Source organism: Myxacorys chilensis, from assembly GCF_059505265.1.
Genome location: NZ_JCACKG010000094.1, coordinates 67,020 through 87,753, shown reverse-complemented (window position 1 = coordinate 87,753; position 20,734 = coordinate 67,020). Strand labels below are relative to the sequence as shown.

At 49.0% G+C, this 20,734-nt stretch carries 22 protein-coding genes; 7 read left to right on the top strand and 15 right to left on the bottom strand.

Features of this window, described 5'->3' with window-relative positions:
* Positions 1–31 precede the first annotated feature (31 nt).
* Together AC5JLB_RS06420 and AC5JLB_RS06415 are read right to left on the bottom strand one after the other, a co-directional pair.
* Positions 32–370, bottom strand: a complete 339-nt coding sequence (locus AC5JLB_RS06420; protein WP_495695453.1) for a P-II family nitrogen regulator — start codon at positions 368–370, stop codon at positions 32–34.
* A gap of 292 nt (positions 371–662) precedes the next feature.
* Positions 663–1,256, bottom strand: coding sequence for a hypothetical protein (locus AC5JLB_RS06415; protein WP_495873016.1), 594 nt, complete (start codon positions 1,254–1,256; stop codon positions 663–665).
* A gap of 393 nt (positions 1,257–1,649) precedes the next feature.
* On the opposite strand from AC5JLB_RS06415, the gene queF reads away from it, so the two are divergent.
* A complete protein-coding gene (queF, locus tag AC5JLB_RS06410) occupies positions 1,650–2,045 on the top strand; it encodes a preQ(1) synthase (RefSeq protein WP_495873015.1) in 396 nt (131 codons plus the stop codon).
* Here the strand turns inward: queF and AC5JLB_RS06405 are convergent.
* From AC5JLB_RS06405 to AC5JLB_RS06390, 4 genes are all read right to left on the bottom strand, one after another.
* Complete coding sequence (locus AC5JLB_RS06405; RefSeq protein WP_495873014.1) at positions 2,042–2,431, bottom strand: ribosomal maturation YjgA family protein; 390 nt, start codon at positions 2,429–2,431, stop codon at positions 2,042–2,044. The genes queF and AC5JLB_RS06405 overlap by 4 nt on opposite strands.
* Before the next feature lie 87 nt (positions 2,432–2,518).
* A complete protein-coding gene (gene kaiC, locus AC5JLB_RS06400; RefSeq protein WP_495873013.1) occupies positions 2,519–4,072 on the bottom strand; it encodes a circadian clock protein KaiC in 1,554 nt (517 codons plus the stop codon).
* A gap of 128 nt (positions 4,073–4,200) precedes the next feature.
* The gene (gene kaiB / locus AC5JLB_RS06395; RefSeq protein WP_495695448.1) at positions 4,201–4,515 is read right to left on the bottom strand and encodes a circadian clock protein KaiB; all 315 of its coding nucleotides are present in this window, start codon (positions 4,513–4,515) and stop codon (positions 4,201–4,203) included.
* 250 nt (positions 4,516–4,765) lie between these two features.
* The gene (locus tag AC5JLB_RS06390; protein ID WP_495873012.1) at positions 4,766–5,668 is read right to left on the bottom strand and encodes a circadian clock protein KaiA; all 903 of its coding nucleotides are present in this window, start codon (positions 5,666–5,668) and stop codon (positions 4,766–4,768) included.
* 489 nt (positions 5,669–6,157) lie between these two features.
* On the opposite strand from AC5JLB_RS06390, the gene AC5JLB_RS06385 reads away from it, so the two are divergent.
* A complete protein-coding gene (locus AC5JLB_RS06385; RefSeq protein WP_495873011.1) occupies positions 6,158–9,427 on the top strand; it encodes an ATP-binding protein in 3,270 nt (1,089 codons plus the stop codon).
* 106 nt (positions 9,428–9,533) lie between these two features.
* Here AC5JLB_RS06385 and AC5JLB_RS06380 read toward each other — a convergent pair whose 3' ends face one another.
* A complete protein-coding gene (locus tag AC5JLB_RS06380) occupies positions 9,534–10,280 on the bottom strand; it encodes a creatininase family protein (protein ID WP_495873181.1) in 747 nt (248 codons plus the stop codon).
* A gap of 148 nt (positions 10,281–10,428) precedes the next feature.
* Between AC5JLB_RS06380 and btpA the strand changes: the two genes are divergently transcribed.
* Both btpA and AC5JLB_RS06370 read left to right on the top strand, forming a co-directional pair.
* Entirely contained in the window at positions 10,429–11,277 is an 849-nt protein-coding gene (gene btpA, locus AC5JLB_RS06375; protein WP_495873010.1) for a photosystem I biogenesis protein BtpA, read from the top strand.
* Between the two features lie 45 nt (positions 11,278–11,322).
* Positions 11,323–11,937 carry a Uma2 family endonuclease gene (locus AC5JLB_RS06370; RefSeq protein WP_495873009.1) on the top strand — a complete coding sequence of 205 codons (615 nt, stop codon included), beginning with the start codon at positions 11,323–11,325 and terminating at the stop codon, positions 11,935–11,937.
* A 14-nt stretch (positions 11,938–11,951) separates the two neighbouring features.
* Here AC5JLB_RS06370 and AC5JLB_RS06365 read toward each other — a convergent pair whose 3' ends face one another.
* The 3 genes from AC5JLB_RS06365 to AC5JLB_RS06355 all read right to left on the bottom strand — a co-directional run bounded on the left by AC5JLB_RS06365 (position 11,952) and on the right by AC5JLB_RS06355 (position 14,273).
* The gene (locus AC5JLB_RS06365) at positions 11,952–12,743 is read right to left on the bottom strand and encodes a YdcF family protein (protein WP_495873008.1); all 792 of its coding nucleotides are present in this window, start codon (positions 12,741–12,743) and stop codon (positions 11,952–11,954) included.
* A gap of 78 nt (positions 12,744–12,821) precedes the next feature.
* Complete coding sequence (locus tag AC5JLB_RS06360; protein WP_495873007.1) at positions 12,822–13,301, bottom strand: glutathione peroxidase; 480 nt, start codon at positions 13,299–13,301, stop codon at positions 12,822–12,824.
* A 72-nt stretch (positions 13,302–13,373) separates the two neighbouring features.
* The gene (locus tag AC5JLB_RS06355; protein ID WP_495873006.1) at positions 13,374–14,273 is read right to left on the bottom strand and encodes a glycoside hydrolase family 19 protein; all 900 of its coding nucleotides are present in this window, start codon (positions 14,271–14,273) and stop codon (positions 13,374–13,376) included.
* 283 nt (positions 14,274–14,556) lie between these two features.
* Here AC5JLB_RS06355 and AC5JLB_RS06350 point away from each other — a divergent pair, with 283 nt between their 5' ends.
* Positions 14,557–14,757, top strand: coding sequence for a DUF2949 domain-containing protein (locus AC5JLB_RS06350; RefSeq protein WP_495873005.1), 201 nt, complete (start codon positions 14,557–14,559; stop codon positions 14,755–14,757).
* 26 nt (positions 14,758–14,783) lie between these two features.
* Here the strand turns inward: AC5JLB_RS06350 and ftsE are convergent, their stop codons facing one another.
* The 3 genes from ftsE to proB all read right to left on the bottom strand — a co-directional run bounded on the left by ftsE (position 14,784) and on the right by proB (position 17,798).
* Positions 14,784–15,545: a cell division ATP-binding protein FtsE gene (ftsE, locus tag AC5JLB_RS06345; protein ID WP_495873004.1), complete on the bottom strand. Its 762-nt coding sequence runs from the start codon at positions 15,543–15,545 to the stop codon at positions 14,784–14,786.
* Between the two features lie 157 nt (positions 15,546–15,702).
* A complete protein-coding gene (locus tag AC5JLB_RS06340) occupies positions 15,703–16,479 on the bottom strand; it encodes a WecB/TagA/CpsF family glycosyltransferase (protein ID WP_495873003.1) in 777 nt (258 codons plus the stop codon).
* Positions 16,480–16,676: 197 nt separating this feature from the next.
* A complete protein-coding gene (gene proB / locus AC5JLB_RS06335; protein WP_495873002.1) occupies positions 16,677–17,798 on the bottom strand; it encodes a glutamate 5-kinase in 1,122 nt (373 codons plus the stop codon).
* A 75-nt stretch (positions 17,799–17,873) separates the two neighbouring features.
* On the opposite strand from proB, the gene AC5JLB_RS06330 reads away from it, so the two are divergent.
* Complete coding sequence (locus AC5JLB_RS06330; protein WP_495873001.1) at positions 17,874–18,302, top strand: nuclear transport factor 2 family protein; 429 nt, start codon at positions 17,874–17,876, stop codon at positions 18,300–18,302.
* A gap of 61 nt (positions 18,303–18,363) precedes the next feature.
* Here AC5JLB_RS06330 and AC5JLB_RS06325 read toward each other — a convergent pair whose 3' ends face one another.
* Together AC5JLB_RS06325 and AC5JLB_RS06320 are read right to left on the bottom strand one after the other, a co-directional pair.
* A complete protein-coding gene (locus AC5JLB_RS06325; protein ID WP_495873000.1) occupies positions 18,364–19,503 on the bottom strand; it encodes a glycosyltransferase family 4 protein in 1,140 nt (379 codons plus the stop codon).
* Positions 19,504–19,677: 174 nt separating this feature from the next.
* Positions 19,678–19,962, bottom strand: coding sequence for a DUF2470 domain-containing protein (locus AC5JLB_RS06320; protein ID WP_495872999.1), 285 nt, complete (start codon positions 19,960–19,962; stop codon positions 19,678–19,680).
* A 180-nt stretch (positions 19,963–20,142) separates the two neighbouring features.
* On the opposite strand from AC5JLB_RS06320, the gene AC5JLB_RS06315 reads away from it, so the two are divergent.
* Positions 20,143–20,724 (top strand): L,D-transpeptidase, encoded by a 582-nt coding sequence (locus AC5JLB_RS06315; protein WP_495872998.1) that lies wholly within the window; start codon positions 20,143–20,145, stop codon positions 20,722–20,724.
* The last annotated feature ends 10 nt before the right edge of the window (positions 20,725–20,734 follow it).

Below are 20,734 nucleotides of genomic sequence, written 5' to 3'. Positions count from 1 at the left end.
GAACAGTAAATCGATAAAAATTCAGAAGAAACTAAACTGCCTCAAAGTTCTTCTCTCCCGTCCGAATCCGAACGACTTGATCAACTGGACTAATGAAGATCTTTCCATCTCCAATTTCTCCAGTTCTTGCCGCCACGATGATCTTGTCTACCACCATGTCTACTTGTTCATCTTCGATCACAATTTCAACTTTAAGTTTCTGTAAAAACTCGACCGTATACTCCGAGCCACGATAACGCTCCGTTTGACCTTTCTGCCGTCCGAATCCTCGGACTTCAGAAACCGTCATACCCACGATTCCGGCATTGACTAGAGCAATCTTGACTTCATCAAGTTTAAACGGGCGAATAATAGCCTCAACCTTTTTCAAGCGCCTACACTCCTTATGTTTCCGCTATATCGACAGCATGACTCTATCTATCATCGTTACATAGATTAAGTTTGTAACAAGTAATACATTTTATGCCAATGCAGAAGTCACGCTGTCACACCTAATCCAAAGTGTCCCACAATCGCACCGCGATTTGCTTAAAAAGCTATTTCAGGGTCACTACTCCGTATCTCGTTTTATCACGAAATCATTGAGATACTTCGCAATTCTCTTCAACAGAGGTGATCCCTGAAAGTTTCGCAAAACCAATCGCGGCACTTTAACCTATTCGTTATTTTGAAGCCGGGGACGGCAGCAGCGGACGGACGATCAAGAAGCCTGCACCAAAGGCAGTCACCACAATGAGCGCGATCGCAACCCCTAACCACCATCCACTTAACTGATTACCTGATGACTCCGACTCTGGCAAAAGCTTGCGGCGGGGCTTGCTGTCTTGCTCAATTACCAGCGTTTCAGGAGGAAACGGAGAATCGAGATTGGGTAACTTGGATAGCATCGGCGCGCGGGGAGTTGCTGGCACAGCGATTGGAGCAATCTCTAATTGAGGTAGGGCTTCAAAGCGAGACGGCGTTAAACGTTCATCAACAACCGAGTTTTCAGCAGAGGTGCGCGAAACACTTTGAGCCACTTGACGCAAATTCAGCGCGGACTGGACGGCTTTCTCAATTTCTTGATGCAAGTGCCGATTTTGCTGGGTCAACTGCTGATTTTGCTGCTTTATCGCGTCTAAAGCGGCTTTGGTCGCTTGCAGTTCGGCAGTCACTTCTCGGTAGAGCGAGATTGGAACTGAAGGAGCATAGGAAGGTGAGGACGAGGGAACTGCCTGTCCAGCGTTAGTCACGTTTCGCATGGGATTTGAATTCATTGGGTTCGGATCAACGTAGAAGTGAAGTTCAAAGTTGGGTTAAATCGCTAGAGGCAGTTCCACAATCGTTATGCCTGGTGATGTCTTACGTTTTTCTGCCATAAGAATAGCTGCAATTACATCAAGCAATGCGCTAATAGTCAAGGTTTTTCTGAGAAAAGTTATGTTTCTCCGTAAAACTGAGGATTTTGAGGTCGCTAGTCTGATAAGAGGGGATCACTATCGGGGATCTAGAGAAGAAAATCGGTTGGGTTCTGTAGATTCAGATTGGTTTTTACTCAACGTCTTGCCAGTGAACAAGGGCTTACAGCTTCGCTTATGGCTAGATTTTTATGGTTAGAGCAGAATTGATAGAATCAAAACACTGAACTATATAGACCAGGCTGGCTAGACATGTCTCAAACTCAAGAAACGCAGGTAAAGTACGGAGAACGGCTGATCGCAGAGGGCAACCTAATTACCTTCCCTAATCCTCGACCAGGACGCCGCTACACCATCAACATTACGCTGCCCGAATTTACCTGTAAGTGCCCGTTTTCTGGCTATCCTGATTTTGCGACAATCTATGTCACCTACATGCCCGATCAGCGCGTGGTTGAACTGAAAGCGATTAAGCTGTACATCAATAGCTACCGCGATCGCTGTATCTCCCACGAAGAAGCCGCAAACCAAATTTTAGATGACATCGTAGCGGCTTGCGATCCGCTCGAAATCACCGTGAAAGCAGACTATACGCCGCGAGGAAACGTTCACACCGTCGTTGAAGTGACGCACAGCAAAGCGGTCTAAGCCATCCTTCGCCAGCGGCGCAGTCCCTCTAGCCACAGCCACCCAATCGTGCTACCGATAAAGTAGGGCGGAAAATCCGACCAGGAAAAGGTATTGCCAAGCACAAGCCGTCCGGGAAGGGTGGCGCGAATGGTTTGAAGCCAGAGTGGTTGCCAGAGTTGCAGCACCTCGATCGCACAGGTGGCAAGACTGACTGCGATCGCAATTCTCAACGGCGGTATTTTGGGATAGAGAAGCTGCACCAGCAAAATCCAGAATACTTCATAAGCAAAGCTGCCTAGAGGGTCGTGAAGACCGTTAGGCAGCCAACCTTGAGAAAATCGAACCCCATATCCAAGCGGAATAATGAACAGAATGCTGACCAGCAATGCAACGCGATAGGGCATAAGACGCGCAATTAGAAACGTAGAGTCGGCGTTCGTCCTTAATTAAAGGTCAGTGATTAAAGTTAAGCCACGATCAGCCGCTCTAAATCACAACGTGCCCTCTTTCAATCCTTTTGTGATCCGCGCCAAATCTGATTTTTCGTCCACCGCAACTCGTGTCGGGGAGCCGCTAATGATGCGCTCGAAGTTGCGGAACGAATCTTTAATCTCAGGGCCTTGAGCGCTAATCGTGTACTCGCGAATGCCCTTGTCGTGCCAAGAGCCACGCATCTTAAACACATTCAGCGCCCGCGACATTTCCCCTCGAATTTCGACATATTGCAGCATCAAAATTGTGTCGGTGATCGTCGAAATGTGGGTGTTGGTGATCGAATGCGATCCCATGAATTGATCGGTTGTGTTGGTAAAGAATCCTGTAATCTCTTCTTGTTTGGCAAAGCCAGTCACACCAATCACGAACTGACGAAAGGCATTGTTGCTTACTCCTCGTGCTAAGGCAGACAACGAATCGATCGCAATCCGGGACGGCTTAAACTCAGCAATCTCTGACTTGATAATCTGCAAATGATCCTCTAATCCCGCCGATTCAGGATAGGCGCAAATGATCTTGAGCAACCCTTTCTGCTCTAAGTCTTCAAAATCAATGCCCCACGAGTAGGCGTTACGCGACAGTTGAGCGCGCGATTCTTCGTAGGCAAACAGAATTGCGCGATCGCCGCGTTGACAGGCTTCTTGCAAAAACTTGCTCACCAGCAGGGTTTTGCCAGTCCCAGTTGCGCCCGTTGCCAAAATAATCGAGTCTTTAAAGAATCCGCCGCCACACATCTGATCTAGGGTTGCGACTCCCGACGACACCCGCACGTTTGACGATCGCTGTGTCAATCTCATCGCGCCTAGCGGGAAGATATTGATGCCGTCGTTGGTGATCGTGAATGGATACTCCCCTTTCATGTGGGTCGTTCCGCGCAGTTTGAGAATTTCAATCGTGCGGCGACGACGTTCTCCTTCTAAAACATTTCGCACGATCGCAACATTATCAGAGACAAATTCTTCTACGCCAAACCGAGCGACCGGACCATACTCTTCCACCCGCTCGGTTGTCATGATCGTAGTTGCACCAACTTGCTTCAGGCGTGCTACCAAGCGAAAAATTTCCCGGCGCACCACCGATGCGGCATCATACTGCTGAAACACGGCTGTAACCGAGTCGATCGATACTCGCCGCGCTTTGTACTTGCGAATTGCGTATTGAATCCGTTCAATCAGGGCAGACAGATCAAAACTGCCGACTACATCTTGCCCTTCTGGGTCAGGAGACGCATCTAAAATAAACAGCTTACCTTCATCGATCAACTGTTGCAGATCCCATCCAAAGCTAAGTGCGTTTTTAATCACGTCGGCTGGAGACTCTTCAAACGTGACAAAGATTCCCGGCTCATCAAATTGAGTAATTCCGTGATAGAGGAACTGAACGGCAAACAAGGTTTTTCCAGTTCCAGATGTGCCGCTAACGAGAGTTGTTCGTCCAACGGGCAAACCTCCATGACTGATGTCATCGAAGCCCTCAATCATTGTCTGGATCTTTTGAACGCCTACCATTTCTAACGAACTGCGAGGATCGGTCTGATTAATCGAATTCATAAGAGTAGTTATCAAACATGCGGAGCGAAGCTCCTGAAATTGAAGGCTAGACCTGTTACATTTTTACACTGAATTACCTAAAAAAACTTGATAAAGCAGGGCTTCGCTTCCAATATATCGGCAGTACATTACCGTTCCATTTCCTCTTCGCGCAATTCTTCATACAAGAGATCAAGACCAATCAATACTTTTTCTCGATCAGAGAGGTCTCCAATGATTCTGCGCACAGGTGGGGGCAAAATTTTGGCTAATGTGGGCGTTGCCAGGATCTTATCTTCTTCGGCAAGTTGAGGGTTTTTAAGTACATCAATGACTTTCAGGGCGTAGACGCCTTGAAACTCTTTTTCAAGGATGTTGTTTAGGGTTTTTAAGGCACGAATTGAGTTCGGCGTGTTCCCTGCAACGTACAGTTTTAGAACGTAGGTTTTCCGTAGTGAACTCATAATTGACCCTTATATTTTGAGCGCTTTAGAAGATACGCAAAAAATCGTTTTGGAGGATAGATAGTAAATAAAAATCACTAAGAATTGTAGGTTAATTTACCTCCAGTGCATCAGATGTGCTGAGCAAAAGTCTTGAATTTAAGTTGAGTTGCGATCGACGATGTGATCGACATAAAAATACAAACTCTGAATTAAAGGCTTGGTAGGCACTAATTCGGAATTGCATTATTAAGCTCGAAGATACAGAAATTTACGATTCTTGGGGAACCGATCGTCGATACATCTCACACAAATGCGCGATCGTATCGATCAGCGTTAACCGATAATCGAGCAACACTTCCTCACTCCGGCCTTCTAATTTTAGCTGCTTAGACAACTCGTCCATAAAGTCCATGTGAATCTCTACAATTTGCGCCACTGGAATGTCCGCAAAAAAGGCAGCATTAACAAAATTATCAACCTTTTGGTTCAGATCAACGTCTTCTGTAAAATACGTCAAAATGATTTCTCGATAGTCTTTTCGCAACTGAGCTAACAGCGCATGGCGCTCTGTCGGAGGTAGATGACGCAAAAAATCTTGGGGATTCCGCTTGTAGTAGACGCCCAAATATCCCAGTCGCTCTTTCAGTTTGTCGGTAAGCCGCCGCTGTTGTAACATGAGAAAATTTTGGGTCGTTAACTCTCGAGTCAGGTCAAAGTCTGCGGTGCTATCGGGTAAACGACAGGACGGAGAGAGATTCAAAAATGCTGCGATCGCTGGATCGATGTACTCCGTGATCTGCTTGAGCTGAGCGAGCGGCACTCGAATCTCCGCCGTGTGATAGAGCGGGTCAACAGTCGTCACTCCGGTCTTACTAGCTTCCGGGTCAGTGGCGGTGTCGGGGTCAAGAATCACCGTTGGCAAGAGCGTTGCCTGAGCTTGCAGCCAGTCAATTAGCTGGGGAAGGGGCTGTCCATCTTGCAAAATCAAACAGTCAAGCTGCTGTTTCTCGCGCTCGATTAAGTCAAAAAAGGCGGCTTGCGAGTCGGGTTGCACAACCTTGTAGCGCTCATCATCGAACATTGACACCAGCGATTGCGCCAATGCTAAAGAGTTAACAAAAATACAGATAAATAGTCGCGGACGAATGCCGGAAGGAGATGAAGCGGTCAAGGCTGACTAACCCTGCGAAATGACATAAAACAATCTAAGAACAAATCTTAAACAGTGAGAGTAAGGAATGCAATGGAACAAACTTAAGCACTCAGGTCAAGGAGCATCTTAATGATTGGCCCCACAAGGATTCGGACTATGCTTTGATGGAGAGCCTCGAAAACAAAATGCTGAAAGACTTAATGATTATTTAAACCTTATCGTACATTGTTCATTATAATGACAAGAGGACATATCCTCTCGATCAGAAGTTCGGAACTAAGCGGTTCTCCTAACACATAAGAAACTAAGAAACTACATGAAGGCAAAGGCTGAAATGAAGTTTCTGCAACAAGGTTCTGCAAAAGGCATAGTATTTAGGGCTTAATAAATTGTCTTAAATCATTGTATTTCTGGTAACAATACCTAATTTTTCATTCGCACAGAGTTGACAACTGGCTAACATGTAGGCGTTGGCGCTCTCGATGTTTAGCTCCACGGCAGGTCTCAATGGTTATACTCAATGCTAAGTTCCGTGAGTTTATTGAACCTGCCCCCGTTTGTTCCGCCTCGGCAGGCATTTCGATCGCGGCTGAAATAGTTCACCAGCAGGCGTACGATCGCGTCGTGGTGATTGACGACTCGAATTATCCTGTTGGTTTAGTTCATTTCCGCCAACTGCTGCCTTTCTTGGGAGCAGATTACGCCCACCAACCCCTTTCAACGTTACTGAAGACTGACTCGCTGCCCTGTGTTGTGCAGGATCAGAGGCTGAGCGATTACATGGCAGAACTGGAGTATTCTCCAGTGCGATTTTGGGCAGTCATTGATTGCGATCGCAACTATTTGGGCGTTGTCGATATTTTCTACCTGCGAAAGTTCTTAGCGATCGCGACCTCAAACGACCGAGACGGTAGCTTGAGAACTAGTCTTGACACGGTGCGAACCCGCGACCTTGAAAGAATATCCTTAGAGTTCAATGAAGACAATGGAGCGGGTGCAAAATTAACGACGCTGACCAACATCTCTAAGCGGCATCCGGTTCAACCAGAAGGCCTACCAGAAGGCCTACCAGAAGCCGCTGAATTGCCCGCTGATATGGTGCGCATGAAGCGGCAGTTGCGCTGGCAAATCGATCAGCTCCGGACTCAGGTTCAATCGCATTCTTTGGTCGCTTCGACTAAACCAGCGCTTCCGAGGAGCTTAGCAGAGCCAGTCGCGGCGCTGCGATCGCTAATGCAATTTCTAGAGCGGTTACCGTTGCCGCTCATGCTGCAAACGACAGCAGGCGATGTCGTGGCTCGAAACATACACTGGCAACAGCAGTTGGGCGATTTAGTCGATCCGGGCTGGCTGCAACGCGAAGCCGCCGCCGTTTTAGAATATACGATGCCGCCGCCCGAAGCCGACGTCAACCGGCAGTCGTTAGAAAATACGGTCGGGCATTCGGATGAGGAGCCGCCTCTGGCGGTGGGTTCGTGCCAGGTAGGTGCCACTCCCAATACCTGTATTTGCGTTTGCCCATTAAAGAGTGGACAAGAACGGACTCTACAGTTTATCAAGATTCCGCTAGGTGACTTACTATTGGGGCGGGAGTTAGAGATATTCTCAGCTGTCCCATCGTGGTCAAAGTCGCCGTTTAAGCTGGCAACGCTAGATGGAGTGCCACCCGGAATGCGCCTGCCATCTCCCTCCTTGCCCGAAGAAGATTTGTGGCTTGTGCTAGCGCAGGATGTCACCGAGCAGCATCATCTGGCTAGAGAATTAGCGGCTAAAAATGCAGATTTAGTTCACCTCAATCGGTTGAAGGATGAGTTTTTAGCCTGCATCAGCCACGAGTTGAGAACGCCGCTCACGGCAGTACTGGGCTTATCGGGTTTGCTCAAAGACCAGTTGTCCGGTTCGCTGAATGAGCGACAGGTGCGCTATGCCAACCTGATTCACAAAAGCGGGCGGCATTTGATGACGATCGTGAATGACATTCTCGATCTAACCCGCATGGAAAGTGGGCAATTAGAGTTAGCCCTAGAGCCAGTGACTATCGCAACCGTGTGCGATCGCGCCTTTGAGCAAGCCCAGAACCTCTGTTTTGAAGAACACGAATCAGACACGGATTCAGGGAGTCCTGCCTTTAGCTACACGATCGAACCAGGGCTAGAAACATTGGTGGCAGATGAATTGCGGCTGCGTCAAATGCTGGTTCACCTCCTCTCCAATGCGTTGAAGTTCACCGAGGCTTCGGGAGTCATCGGGCTGGATGTGAGCTTATGGGAAGGCTGGATCGCTTTTACTGTGTGGGATACAGGAATTGGAATTCCAGCAGAAAAACAACATCTTATTTTTCAGAAATTCCAGCAGCTTGAGAACCCGTTGACGCGACGGTTTGAAGGGGCGGGACTCGGACTTGTGCTGACGCAACGCTTAGCGCGGCTTCACGGTGGCGATATTTCCTTTACATCTGAAGAACATCAGGGCAGCCAATTTACTCTGTTGCTGCCGCCGACGCACCCGCAGCCAACTCGAACCATTGGTGGAATGATTCATCGCCCGACTCAAAATCGGTTGGTGCTGATTGTAGAAGCCGTGGTGCGATCGCTCGAAAGCCTGGCTCAGCAACTGGGTGAACTCGGCTATCGCTTCGTCGTCGCTCGCTCAGGAACCGAAGCGGTCGAAAAAGCTCGTCGCTTGCAGCCCTGCGCAGTGTTTCTCAATCCGCTTTTACCGACTCTATCGGGGTGGGATGTGCTGACGCTTTTAAAGGCCGATGCCCAAACGCGAGGCATTCCTGTGATTGTGATGGGGACTCGCAACGATCGCACCTCTGCCTACCGCAATCAGGCGGATGGGTTTTTAAGCTTGCCCATTGCTAAAAAGCCGCTTAAGCAGATTCTCAGCCAATTTACTGAAGCAGCGTCTATTGAGTCCTCTGAGCCTGAGTCAAACTTAGTTGTGCTGCGAATCAGTCCGACCCGGTATGCCGATCTACATCGCTCAAGCCCCAAAGCGGCGATCGATCTGAATGCGCTGCTGCATAGCCACAACTACCGCGTTCTCGAAGCCGATGATCTAGAGCAAGCGGAGCTACTCGCCCAGGTTTGGAAGCCTAATGTCGTTGTGCTTGATCCAGCGATGCCCGATCCGGCTGCATATTTAAAGCGGTTGGGAGAGCAATCGTTTCTTTCCTCCCTGCCCCTCGTGACGCTCGATATTGCTACCACTCAAGCGGCGAACCAAGTGTCTGGCTTGACCGTCTTTCCGTGCCTAGCGCCCCTCGTGGAGCCATCGGTTTCTGCTGAACAGTCAGAAACATCGGCATTACTTCAGGTGATTCAGGTTGCGGCAGGGTTTGCGTGGCGTCCGTTGGTGTTGGCGCTCGATGCGGCGAAGTTAGGCAATGTGAAGGACGCCCATCTCCAAGAGTCGGAATGGCTGCAAGCGCTGATACAGTACCTGCAAACGGCTGGGTTTCGGGGAATGGTGGCGCGATCGCACGCCGAAGCGCTGCAAAAACTTCAAACTAGAAGCGTCGATTTGCTGCTGGTCTATTGGCATGAAACTGATTTGGACGACTCTAGCCGAGATGTCTTGAATGCGATCGAACAGTTGCCTCACAAGCCGCCTGTTCTCGTGATTGACCATTACTCAACGGCAAATGGCGCTCGGTCGAGCCAGTTAGAGGATGAGGTTTTTGCGGTGCTGAATAGCCTTTCTACCCATACTCTTCCGCCGTTGCCGATGGAGGAATTGCTCAGCCAAATTAACCAAATTTTGACGAATTGAGCTTGGCTCTACGCAGATTTTACTCTCTGCCTGCTTGGAGACGGTAGTGTTATGGACATGTTGATCATGACAACACTTGATCACGACAACACTACCGGGCGCTAAATTATGCGGCGGCCAAAAACTTGAAGTAGGCTTCACTCATTTCCTCAACCGCTAACTGGTAGAACTGCTGCCCGTGTTCTGGAGTCGCTAGGGCAGGATTTGACCCCATTCGTCCATCGGGGTATCGCTGACGAAAATCGACGGCGCTATAAATTTGGTGGTCTTTTGATACAGCTTCACTAAGGGGCGCGTGTTTAATGAATGCTGGATAAACGTACTGCGTTAGCGCTACTTCACTCGGCGTTGCGTGAGAGCCTTCCTGGTCGCCGTATAATTCTTTTGCTAATTTATAGACCGAACTGCCCATATACCAATTACTCACTTGACAATGAATTAGGTGGCTGTGAGGAATGCCGATTTCTGCCAGATGAGCGTAGGTTTCAGAAAAGGCGGCTTTTAGGGTCGCGACATTTCCACCGTGTCCGTTGATGAAGAAGAATTTGCGAAATCCAGCTTTTGCTAGAGAAGTGAGGTAGTCACGAATGAGCAGAATCATCGTGCTGGGGCGGAGGCTAATACTTCCCGGAAAAGCGGTATGATGGAGCGCCATGCCGACCTGAATGGTCGGCGCAACGAGGGCTTGGGTGACGTCTCCAACTCCATGCGCGATCGCTTCTGCACAAATTGCATCCGTTCCTATCAGTCCGGTAGGGCCATGCTGTTCAGTTGATCCGATCGGAAAAATAATTCCTCTGGAGTGTTCGAGATAGGTCTCGACTTCTTGCCAGGTACTGAGGTGGAGTAACATAATCAACGTGTCTAAAATCAGAGGTTAGCAGTTTATGAAGATGGTGGGGTCTCCTCGGGTGCGCTAAGACGTTATCATTTTCAGTAGTGATGTTGCTCAGAAAGCCGATTGTTTAGGCATTCTACTATTTAGGCATTGTTTAGGCATTGTGGACTTAAACCAAGTATTCAAAACTCCGAATCCCGTCATTGGCGTCGTGCATTTGCTGCCGTTGCCCACGTCTCCGCGTTGGGGAGGCAGTCTCAAAGCGGTGATCGATCGAGCAGAGCAAGAAGCAACGGCTCTCGCGGCAGGTGGCGTCGATGGCATGATTGTCGAAAATTTTTTTGATGCGCCCTTTCCAAAGGATCAAGTTGACCCTGCGGTGGTGAGCGCGATGACGGTTGTGGTGCAACGGCTGATGAACCTCGTGACGCTGCCCATTGGGCTGAATGTGCTACGGAATGATGCCCGCAGTGCGCTTGCGATCGCGTCCTGTGTGCAGGCTCAATTCATCCGCGTTAACGTTTGGACGGGCATTATGGCGACCGATCAGGGCTTGATCGAGGGTCGCGCTCACGAGCTAATGCGCTATCGTCGTGAGTTGGGCAGCGATGTCAAAATTATGGCAGATGTGCTAGTCAAACATGCTCGCCCTCTGGGGTCGGTGAATTTGACGACAGCAGTACAAGATACGATCGAACGCGGCTTAGCCGATGCGGTGATTCTGTCTGGATGGGCGACGGGTAACCCGACGAGCCGAGAGGATCTTGAACTCGCTAGTGCTGCTGCCAACGGAACTCCGGTGTTTATCGGCAGTGGAGCCGACTGGGAAAATATTTCTGACCTGATGCACGCAGCAGATGGGGTGATTGTGTCGAGTTCGCTCAAGCGTCAAGGCAAGCGCGAAAACCCGATCGATCCAATTCGAGTCAGTCGGTTTGTCGAAGCGGCGCGGCGGAGTGTCCCGTTAGAGAACCCTAAGAAGTCTATTCCTTCGGTCAAGATGCATTCGTAAGGTTTAAGAAGTAGGTAAAACTAGAGTAAATCCCGCTTCCTTTTTATGCATCTTGAACTCCTAGAGCGATTCCTCAATCAGCCTGATTCAGAAGATACGGCGCAGTGCCATATCTTTACAGATATTAGCTGGCAGCAATACGAAGCGCTACTTGAAGACATAGGAGACGATTTTCCGGGACTGCATGTGACTTATTTAGAAGGAACTCTAGAACTGATGTCTCCAAGCCGAAGGCACGAATCGAACAAATCTGCGATCGGCTCGTTATTGGAAGCTTATTTTCAAGAGAATCAGATTCGATATTATCCGTTGGGTTCTACGACGTTTCGGAAAAAGGCAAAATCAAGAGGGGCTGAGCCTGACGAGTGTTACTGCATTGGAACTGAAAAAGAGTTTCCCGATATTGCAATCGAGGTTGTCAAGACAAGTGGTGGCATTAATAAGCTTGAAGTCTATCAGGGACTAGAAGTACCGGAAGTATGGTTCTGGAGAAATAATAAATTTTCAGTTTACTGTCTTAGAGGCAATCACTATGAGCAAATGATTCGCAGCGAGTTTTTGCCAAATTTAGACTTGGAGTTACTGGCATCGTTCGTGCTTAACCCGGAACCTTTAGATGCTGTTTTACAGTTTAGAGAAGCGATTCGAGCTAGCTATTAGAGTGTTTAGGATGGTTATACCCAGCCTCGCAACTGATAAACAAAAATACCAATGTATTCTTTCAACGCTCGCGTCGTGCGACGGAGCTGATCAGCATCGGGCAACGCATCTAGAATGGCAGCTTCTGTACTGTTTTTACTGGCTTGATCGAGCGTCAGTGCGGTGTAGTCCGTGGGGGCAGGAATAGCATCAATGCCTAATTTCTGAAAAATTAAGAGCGATCGCGGCATGTGCATTGCAGAGGTCACAAGCAACACTCGTCGAATGCCTTGAGCGTCTATAATTTTCTTCACATTTACTGCATTCTCGCGGGTATTGAGAGACGTTGGATCTTGCAGCATTGCCGATCGCGGTACGCCCATTGTTTCCATCAGAACTGCCATATCTTCCGACTCAGACGCGCTGCCCGCTCGCCAATCGACCCGTCCGCCACTGAGAATAACCTTCGGCGCTTTGCCATCGCGGTAGAGTTTCGCCCCATATAACACGCGATCGCCTTCTTCACGCAACTCAACCCACGGTCTGGGCGCGATCGCAGATTCTGTTGCCCCGCCAAGCACTACGATCGCTTCGGCTTTTGGCAACTGGCCCTGAGGAATCGTTTGGAATTCGAGAGATTTCACAAGGGCGTCGCTAAACCGCGCACTGCCGCTCAACGTCAGCAACCCTAGCACCACAATCAGGGGAATGAGCGCGAGGCGCGATCGCTTCTGAAGAATCAAAACAAACGTGATAACGAGCAGCAGGCAACTTAGTCCGAGCGGGTAGAGGAAGATCGGCAGCAACTTCGAGAGAAATAGAAACATAAAGCGCTCTAGGGGAAGGACACTCAGCAAGCGATTTAGCTCAGGTCAAAAGGCGTCGTTGATCAAGGCGACGAGCGTCTATTTCGCCAACTCTTTCTCGATCGCATCCACCAATTCTGGACTATCTGGAGTCACACCACTGCGATAGCGAACCACCACTTCACCTTTTTTGTCGATCAAAAATTTCTCAAAGTTCCAGCTAACTGCGCCAGAGGGAGTCACGGAATCCGTCAAGGTTTTGTACAGCAGATGCTGATTTGCGCCTTTGGCATGAACTTTATCGAATAGCTCGAAGGTGACACCGTAGTTAAGGTCGCAAAACTGCTGAATTTCTGCATTTGTGCCCGGTTCTTGTGCCCCAAAATCATTACAGGGAAATCCCAGTACACGCAACCCTTGGTCTTTATACTGCTGGCTCAGTTGCTCCAAGCCCTTGTACTGAGGCGTGTACCCACACTGAGATGCCACGTTCACGATCAGAAGAACGTCGCCTGCGTAGTCACCTAGTTTTTTGTCTACGCCGTCGATGGTTTTAACTGTAATGTCAGAAATGCCCATAGCCGTACTTGCCTAATCCGTCCGGCTTGCACTATATCATTTACTCTCATTCAGTCGCTTTTCTAAGCGAGTCTAAGCGCGAAGCACTTCCTTTGCGATCGCTAAGTACTCTTGCCGCTCTGCAAATCCGTTCAGACCTCCATTAATCGTCCGAGTGACCATCTCTATATCATCGGCATCCGCATACTCATTCAGATTATTTTTCTGCCAAAACCAGCCTGCACTAAGGCAAGCTAAATCATCATTCTTTAACAAGACGGGATTGTTAATCAAATCAACTCCTAGATCTTGTCCGCACGCTTCGTAGTTTGTTCTACCCGTAATCTGAATCAAGCCTCTGCCTTTGTAGCGCCGACCATCTCCCCGTTGAGTGTTGCCAATATCGGTACGACCTTCAAGGTAGTCGCCTGGATCAATCTCTTCAACATAATGGAAGGAACCGGACTCATGAATGAGTTGCGACAGAAAGTGAGTTTCTCTAAGAGGGGTCGTGATGTCATACTCCGCCATTGTTAGAAGCAGATGAGGATACAAGCGTTTGACGCGATCTGGATCAGCGTAGAGCGCCATTTTTAACAATTGATTGAAGCTAATCGACGGCAGAGGGGTTGCTGGAATAATGTCTGCATAAGGTGGGTTGCCTCCTCTAAGGGGCAGCGTGAGTAGCGATCGCAAGGCATCGTCCACCCAGCCATCTTGGGGTTGCAGACTGTCGCCTTTAATATTGATGATGAGTTGTTTGAGTCGATTCGCAGTTTTGACTCGTCCAACGCTGATGCTCACATCGGGAAAACTGCCTTTGTAGGGAGCGCGATCGCTGGGTCGCTCAGGCAAATTGCTCAGCCGTCGTAACAACGTGTCGGCATGTGAATCAGTCGGTTGAAGTGCTTCTCCGGTATAGCCTGTAATCAATTGGTAGATGCGGTTGGCCGCTTGTTTGCGCCAAATGATGAGTTGCTGCGTCGATGGCATAGTCTGACCCTGAACGTAATTCCTCTAAAGTGCCCGCTCAAAACATGAACTGATCAGAACACTTGGGCAATTCATGAGCTACAATAGCCGTGTTTCTACGTACAGCAGCGTCAGATCACGCCAAATCGTGAATTCGGTGGCTTAAATTTTGGCTCAATCGGCTGATACTCTAATCCTGGTAATCTAACCCTTTTGGATGATACGAAGTCGATAGGAAGCTGCTAAAACAGTTAAACAATTCTTTTAACATTTCTCATTTTTTATATAAGGGTGCGATTTTGAAATGGAAACAAAAAGACGGCGGGATTTTATTAGGTTTTTGAAAGAAGAGTTAGCGCTACCGACCTCTGCGATCGACTTGGCAGTGCGTCACGGTGATTCTAGCAGCGCTCATTTACCGCATCTACCGATGATTCTTTGGCAGTATGGGCTGATTACGATCGCTCAACTCGATCAAATTTTCGATTGGATGGAGCAAGCGTAGGGTAAACTCCGGCCTCCCGATTTGGTCTAACGATAGAGTCTACCGTTCCGAATCTGCACGACAGGATGATTAGACAAGCGAATCAGATTCTCATCGTGGGTTGTGATTACCACGGTAGTGCCAAGCTGGTTGAGCTTCTTTAGAATTTTAATAACTTGCCAGGAGTTATCGGGATCTAGGTTTCCGGTAGGTTCGTCTGCTAGTAAGATCGGCGGAGTAGCCACGATCGCACGAGCAATGCCGACTCGCTGTTGCTCTCCACCAGAGAGTTCTTCCGGGAAGCGATTGGCTTTGTCAGTCAGTCCTACGATCTTGAGAGCAGGCTGTAAGCGGCGCGCGATCTCTTGACGGTTATAGCCCTGCGCCCACAGCACAAACGAAACGTTTTCTGCTACAGTCCGGCGCGGAATTAGCTTGTAATCCTGAAACACAATCCCGATACGGCGGCGCAGCATCGATAATTTGTTACCCCGCAACTGATGTGGAAACTCTTTATCGACAATAATTTCTCCGTCCGATGGGCGTTCATCGCCATATAGCATCTTTAATAGCGTTGACTTCCCTGAGCCAGACGGGCCTGTGATAAACAGAAAATCGCCTTTTCTAATGTCTAAATTAATGTTAACTAGGGCATGGCTACCGTTGTCATAGACCTTACTGACCCGCCGTAGTTGAATGATGCTTGGGGCGAGTTGATTGCTTGAGGGTTGCTCTAGAGGAACCCCTACCTGTACCGCAGCAGCAGGACGAGCATCAGTTGTAGGGGGATGGGGTAGAACTTGCGTCATGGTGGGGTAGAAAAGAAGGGTTAGCGAATCAGAAGCTAGCAATAGAACGCCCTGAAAGCGCTATAAACTAACTGTTACCCATCTTTTACATCAATTTTTTTTAGCAGGCGTCTGGGTACCTACTGAGGTCTGTCACCCCCTCACCCTCCGGTTTGTCTCAGAATTTACTGACAATCACCGGATTTCGTTTTGTGAGGCGGTAGATCAGCGATCGCCAAGCAAATTTGGGCAGCGCTGACATCCGTTTCCAGCGCCACGGCTCTTGATAGAGGCGATAAACCCACTCTAGATGATTGTCACAAAACCATTTTGGGGCGCGGGTTTTCGTCCCTGCCCAAATATCAAAACTGCCGCCCACGCCGATCCAAATTGAGTTTGGACAACAATGCCAATGCTGAGCAATCCACAATTCTTGCCGAGGAACCCCTAAGCCAACGTAGATGATTTGAGGTTGCAGTGTCTTTAGCCTATGTAGAAAGGCAGGCTCCTCATCGGGCGTGAGGTAGCCGTTTTGAGTGCCTACGATCGCAATTCCTGGTGCGTTCTGTTGCCAAACCTCAGCCGCTTTTGCCGCCACTCCGGGCGCACCGCCAAAAAAGAAAATTGACCAAGGCGGATTGGACTGCGGCGATCGCGCCAGTAAAGTTGCCGAAAGCTCAATGCCGGGACAGCGATTGACATGCCGACCGTGCAACTTGAGGTAAAGCACGATTCCGGCTCCATCGGGAATCACCAGTTCAGCGTTTTGAATAATGCGAGCTAGTGCTGGGCTATGTTCTGCCTGCATCGTCATTTCAGCATTTAGGGTGACAACGTGACAGCCCAGCCTTTGCTCAATGCGATCGGCTAACCAACTCGGATAGTCATTCAGGAGATGAACGGGTAAGCCGAGAACAGAGAACTGGTCTGACTGAGATGGAGTTAAATAAGTCACAGGAAAATTTTTGATTCACGAGCATTGAGTAACGCTTAGGGTATCGCTATCGTATTTCCATTGCAAGTCGTGATCTGCTTAATTTAGCCAAAAGGGCATTCTCTGTAAGCTGATTCAGACGGAATGAGAGGTAAATGCTACGCACATCAGTTTTTGAACTTTTGAAACCTGTCTGAGCTGCTACAGACCGAGATCGATCAGGAATTCAGAACAAGATTATCTCGATGCACAACGGTTTCAGCACCCGCATAGCCTAGAATCGTTGCAATTTCGTCTGAGCGCCGACCTCGAATCTTTTGCAGTTCGGCGCTAGTGTAGTTAACTAACCCCCTCCCGATTTCTTGTCCAGCGCGATCGCAGAGCCTCACCGCATCCTGACTCTCAAATTCTCCTTCAATCCCAATAATGCCAGCCGCTAGAAGAGAGCGTCCTAATTGCCGCACCGCATTTACGGCTCCTTCGTCTAAAGTTATCGTTCCAGTTGGAATTAGGCCGTGAGCAATCCAGCGCTGGCGCGCATTAATCGGGCGGGGCTGGGGTTCAAACTGAGTTCCAATCGATTCTCCAGCCAAAATTTTGAGCAGATTTTCGGGTGAGCGTCCTTGGGTAATCACGGTTCTCACGCCTGCATCCGTTGCAATTCGGGCAGCGGAAATCTTGGTAATCATGCCTCCTGTACCCCAAGCTGTCCCTGATGTCCCGGTGTTCACGCCAGCTAGTTCTTCAATGCGCTGGACTCGAATAATTGGTTCAGCATTGGGATTGCGACGCGGATCGGCAGAATATAAGCGATCGACATCGGTGAGCAAAAAGAGCCAATCTGCGCCGACTAAACCTGCTACGAGTGCCGATAGGCTGTCATTGTCGCCAAACTTGAGTTCTTCAACGGCAACGGTGTCATTTTCATTCACAATCGGCACAACGCCCAACTGCAGTAGAGCTTGAAACGTTTGATAGGCATTGATGTAGCGATTTCGCTCGACCAAATCGCCACGGGTGAGGAGGACTTGCGCGATCGGCTGCTGCATGGCGGTAAACAGGTCGTCATAAATTCGCATCAACCGCCCTTGACCCACGGCAGCGACGGCTTGTTTGAGCGCGATCGCTTTCGGACGCTCGGTTAAGCCTAGTCGCGCACAGCCAACCCCAACGGCTCCCGACGACACCAGAATCACGCGATGTCCTTGCCGCCGCAGTTCACACAGAACTTCGATCAGCGATGCGATCGTAGAGAGGGCTAACTGTCCTGAATCCGGTTGCGTCAGGCTAGACGTACCAATTTTAATGACTAATGTTTGAGCTATCACAGTTTGAACCATCACCCGCTACATCACAATATAGTCGCGTTAATCATGATGCCTGAAAATAGAATCAAGTGTCTCCCACAATTGAGCATGAGTGAAGAACAAGATATTTTAGCCGTTAATCATGCGTTTTATCGAGCCTTTGAGAAGAAAGATCTGGACGCCATGAATGCAGTTTGGTCAAAGGGTGCGGGAAGTATTTGCATTCATCCAGGGAGAGAAGCATTACGAGGATGGGAACGCATTTCTGATTCCTGGCAACAGATCTTTCGCAATACAAACTATATCGAGATTAATACAGAAATAATCACAGTTGAAATCAACGGCGATCTAGCTTATGTTGTGCTGATCGAAACAGTATTGCAAGTGGTAGGGCGGCGGCAACTTCAAGTGCGATCGATGGCAACCAACGTGTTTGAGCGAACGGCAAAGCAATGGTATCTAGTGCATCATCATGGCAGTCCTGTTGGTGGGATGAGGGAGATCTTCGACCCGCTTCGTGGTGAAAGACGCTTATGACAACACTAACTCAAGAAGAAATAGTTACTGAAATTGATGGGCTAGAGAGCCTTTCAGCCGATTACGCCTCATCGATTAATTCGCGTACCTTTTGAGCGATCGCAGCTTTATCAAATAGCTCTAAACACCGCTTACGCAACCATGCACCATCACATCGTTGATCCATTGATTGGAGCATTTCAACACACGCTGTCGCCACTGCCACCGGATCGCGATGGGGCACGCGCCACCCTAACGCGCCATCCTGCAACGGATCAGCAGAACCGTCAGCATCACCTGACAGAACGGGAACGCCGCATGCCATCGCTTCAAGGTAGACAATTCCAAATCCTTCTTGAGAGGGCATCACATAGGCATCGGCGAGGCAATAGTGCGGCGGCAAATCTTCGGTGGCGACAAAGCCCGCGAAAATAACGCGATCGCGGACTCCCAAATCTTCTGCTAAATGCGCTAGTCGGGGTTGGTCATCGCCGCGACCAATCACCAGATATTTCACATTCGGAAAACGCTGTGCGATCGCGGGCAAGGCGCGGATCGTCACATCAACACCCTTATACGGATCGCCTGACCACAACCGTGCGACCGTCATCAAAACTTTAGCGTCCCGTAGTCCATACTTCTCTAGCAGTTCCGGTGATTTGGCTTGAGGAGTAAACACCGCTCCGTCAACCGCACAGAACAGAAATTGGAACCGCTGAGGATCAATTTGGTTGGACGCACAAGCGCGATCGCGAGAATAGCGGCTAATCGTCCAAATTTGCTCCGCTTTGCGAAGCGCGTTTTGCTTGGTGGGTGAAAGCGGTTCCCAGACTTCTTTGCCGTAGGTCAGCACCGTGTATGGAATTCCTAAGGGTTGACACAAGGTTTGAACCAACGGAGTGAGTAGAATGTGACCGCAGAACACTCGATCAGGACGATGGTTCAGCAGATGCACAAAGAGCGCGATCGCCAGTCTCGTCCGTCCTAACAGGGCTGACTTTGATTTGAAGTAGTGAAACTTCAGATTTGAATGCTCTGACGAGTTCTCGACCTCTGCGCCGTCCCGCAGAAGAAAGACATCTCCGCGCGCGGGTAGCGCGGCATAAGCGTTCAAGATGTCTTTGACATAAGACTGAATTCCTCCCTCACGCGAAAAAATTTCTAAAAAGACGAAAACATGACGGGGAGATTGAGCGTTCATATTGGCATCAATAGGAAGCATGGAAAAAGGGCGAACGTACTGTTCGCCCTACCAAATATTCAAGAGCATCTACTGCTCTTTGTAATTCCCATTTCAGAGCGCGATCGCACAGCGAGCTTCGGAGAATCGCACAGCGAGCTTCGGAGAATCGCACAGCGAGCTTCGGAGAATCGCACAGCGAGCTTCGGAGAATTACTACGAGGCTTGAGGCACTTCCTTTAACATTTCAACAAGCGTCGTGTGAGCGTCTTTTGCATCTTCCAACACATGATCAAACTTAACTCTCACCGGAACAGCTTGCCCGTTCACTTGGGCAGACAGATCCATTCCTTCGGCATCGATCGCGACCATCTCAGCAGCACTCGCCTCATCTGCTTTGCCAAAAACTTTTGCATAGACCAACACCGCATCCGCATGGTCTTTATTCATGTGGTTGCAGATGCGATCGCTAATTGCTTGGGTAAATACCTCATCAGGCATCGTTTCATCTCCTGTCTTATCTGTTACGCATCATAACAAACAGGAGCTGGCGGCAAAGAATGAATCAAGGCGTGAAAATTCTTTTATGCCTTTATTCATAGATGGCTCTAGCCATAGATGGATGAAACACCCATCCCAAATCTGGTTGTTTCATTGATGTAGTTTTCTTCCCAAAAATTGATGCTGAAGTTAGTTGTTCGGCAAGCTCAATGGCTTATTGCCGTGTTTCCTATAGGAGCTTGTATCGCAGTCACCCCCTCTGCTTTGGCTCAAACGACTCCTACATCAGCGGTTGAATCAACGGTTGAATCGTTGGCTGAACCGTTGACTACTCAATCTGCAACTACTCCATCTACAAAAGCTGCAACCTTACCTATTCGACTAGAAATTCAGCTAAAACAGCGGCGTGTCACGCTATATCAGGGAGAAACCAAAGTTAAAAGTTATCCGATCGCGGTGGGTCGTCCTGGCTGGGAGACGCCCAAAGGAAGCTATAAAGTTCAGCAGAGAATTGAGAAACCAACTTGGGTTCATCCCCTAACTGGAGAAGTAGTGAAGGGCGGCGATCCAGAAAATCCGTTAGGAAAATATTGGCTTGGATTCTGGACAGACGGGAAGAACTGGATTGGGTTTCATGGCACGCCAACTCCCAAATCGGTTGGTACAGCTGCGTCTCATGGTTGTATCCGCATGTACAACAAAGATATTTCCGAACTATTTGCCAAAATTCCGATTGGTACAGAAGTGACCGTTCGTGACTAAAGACAAGTAT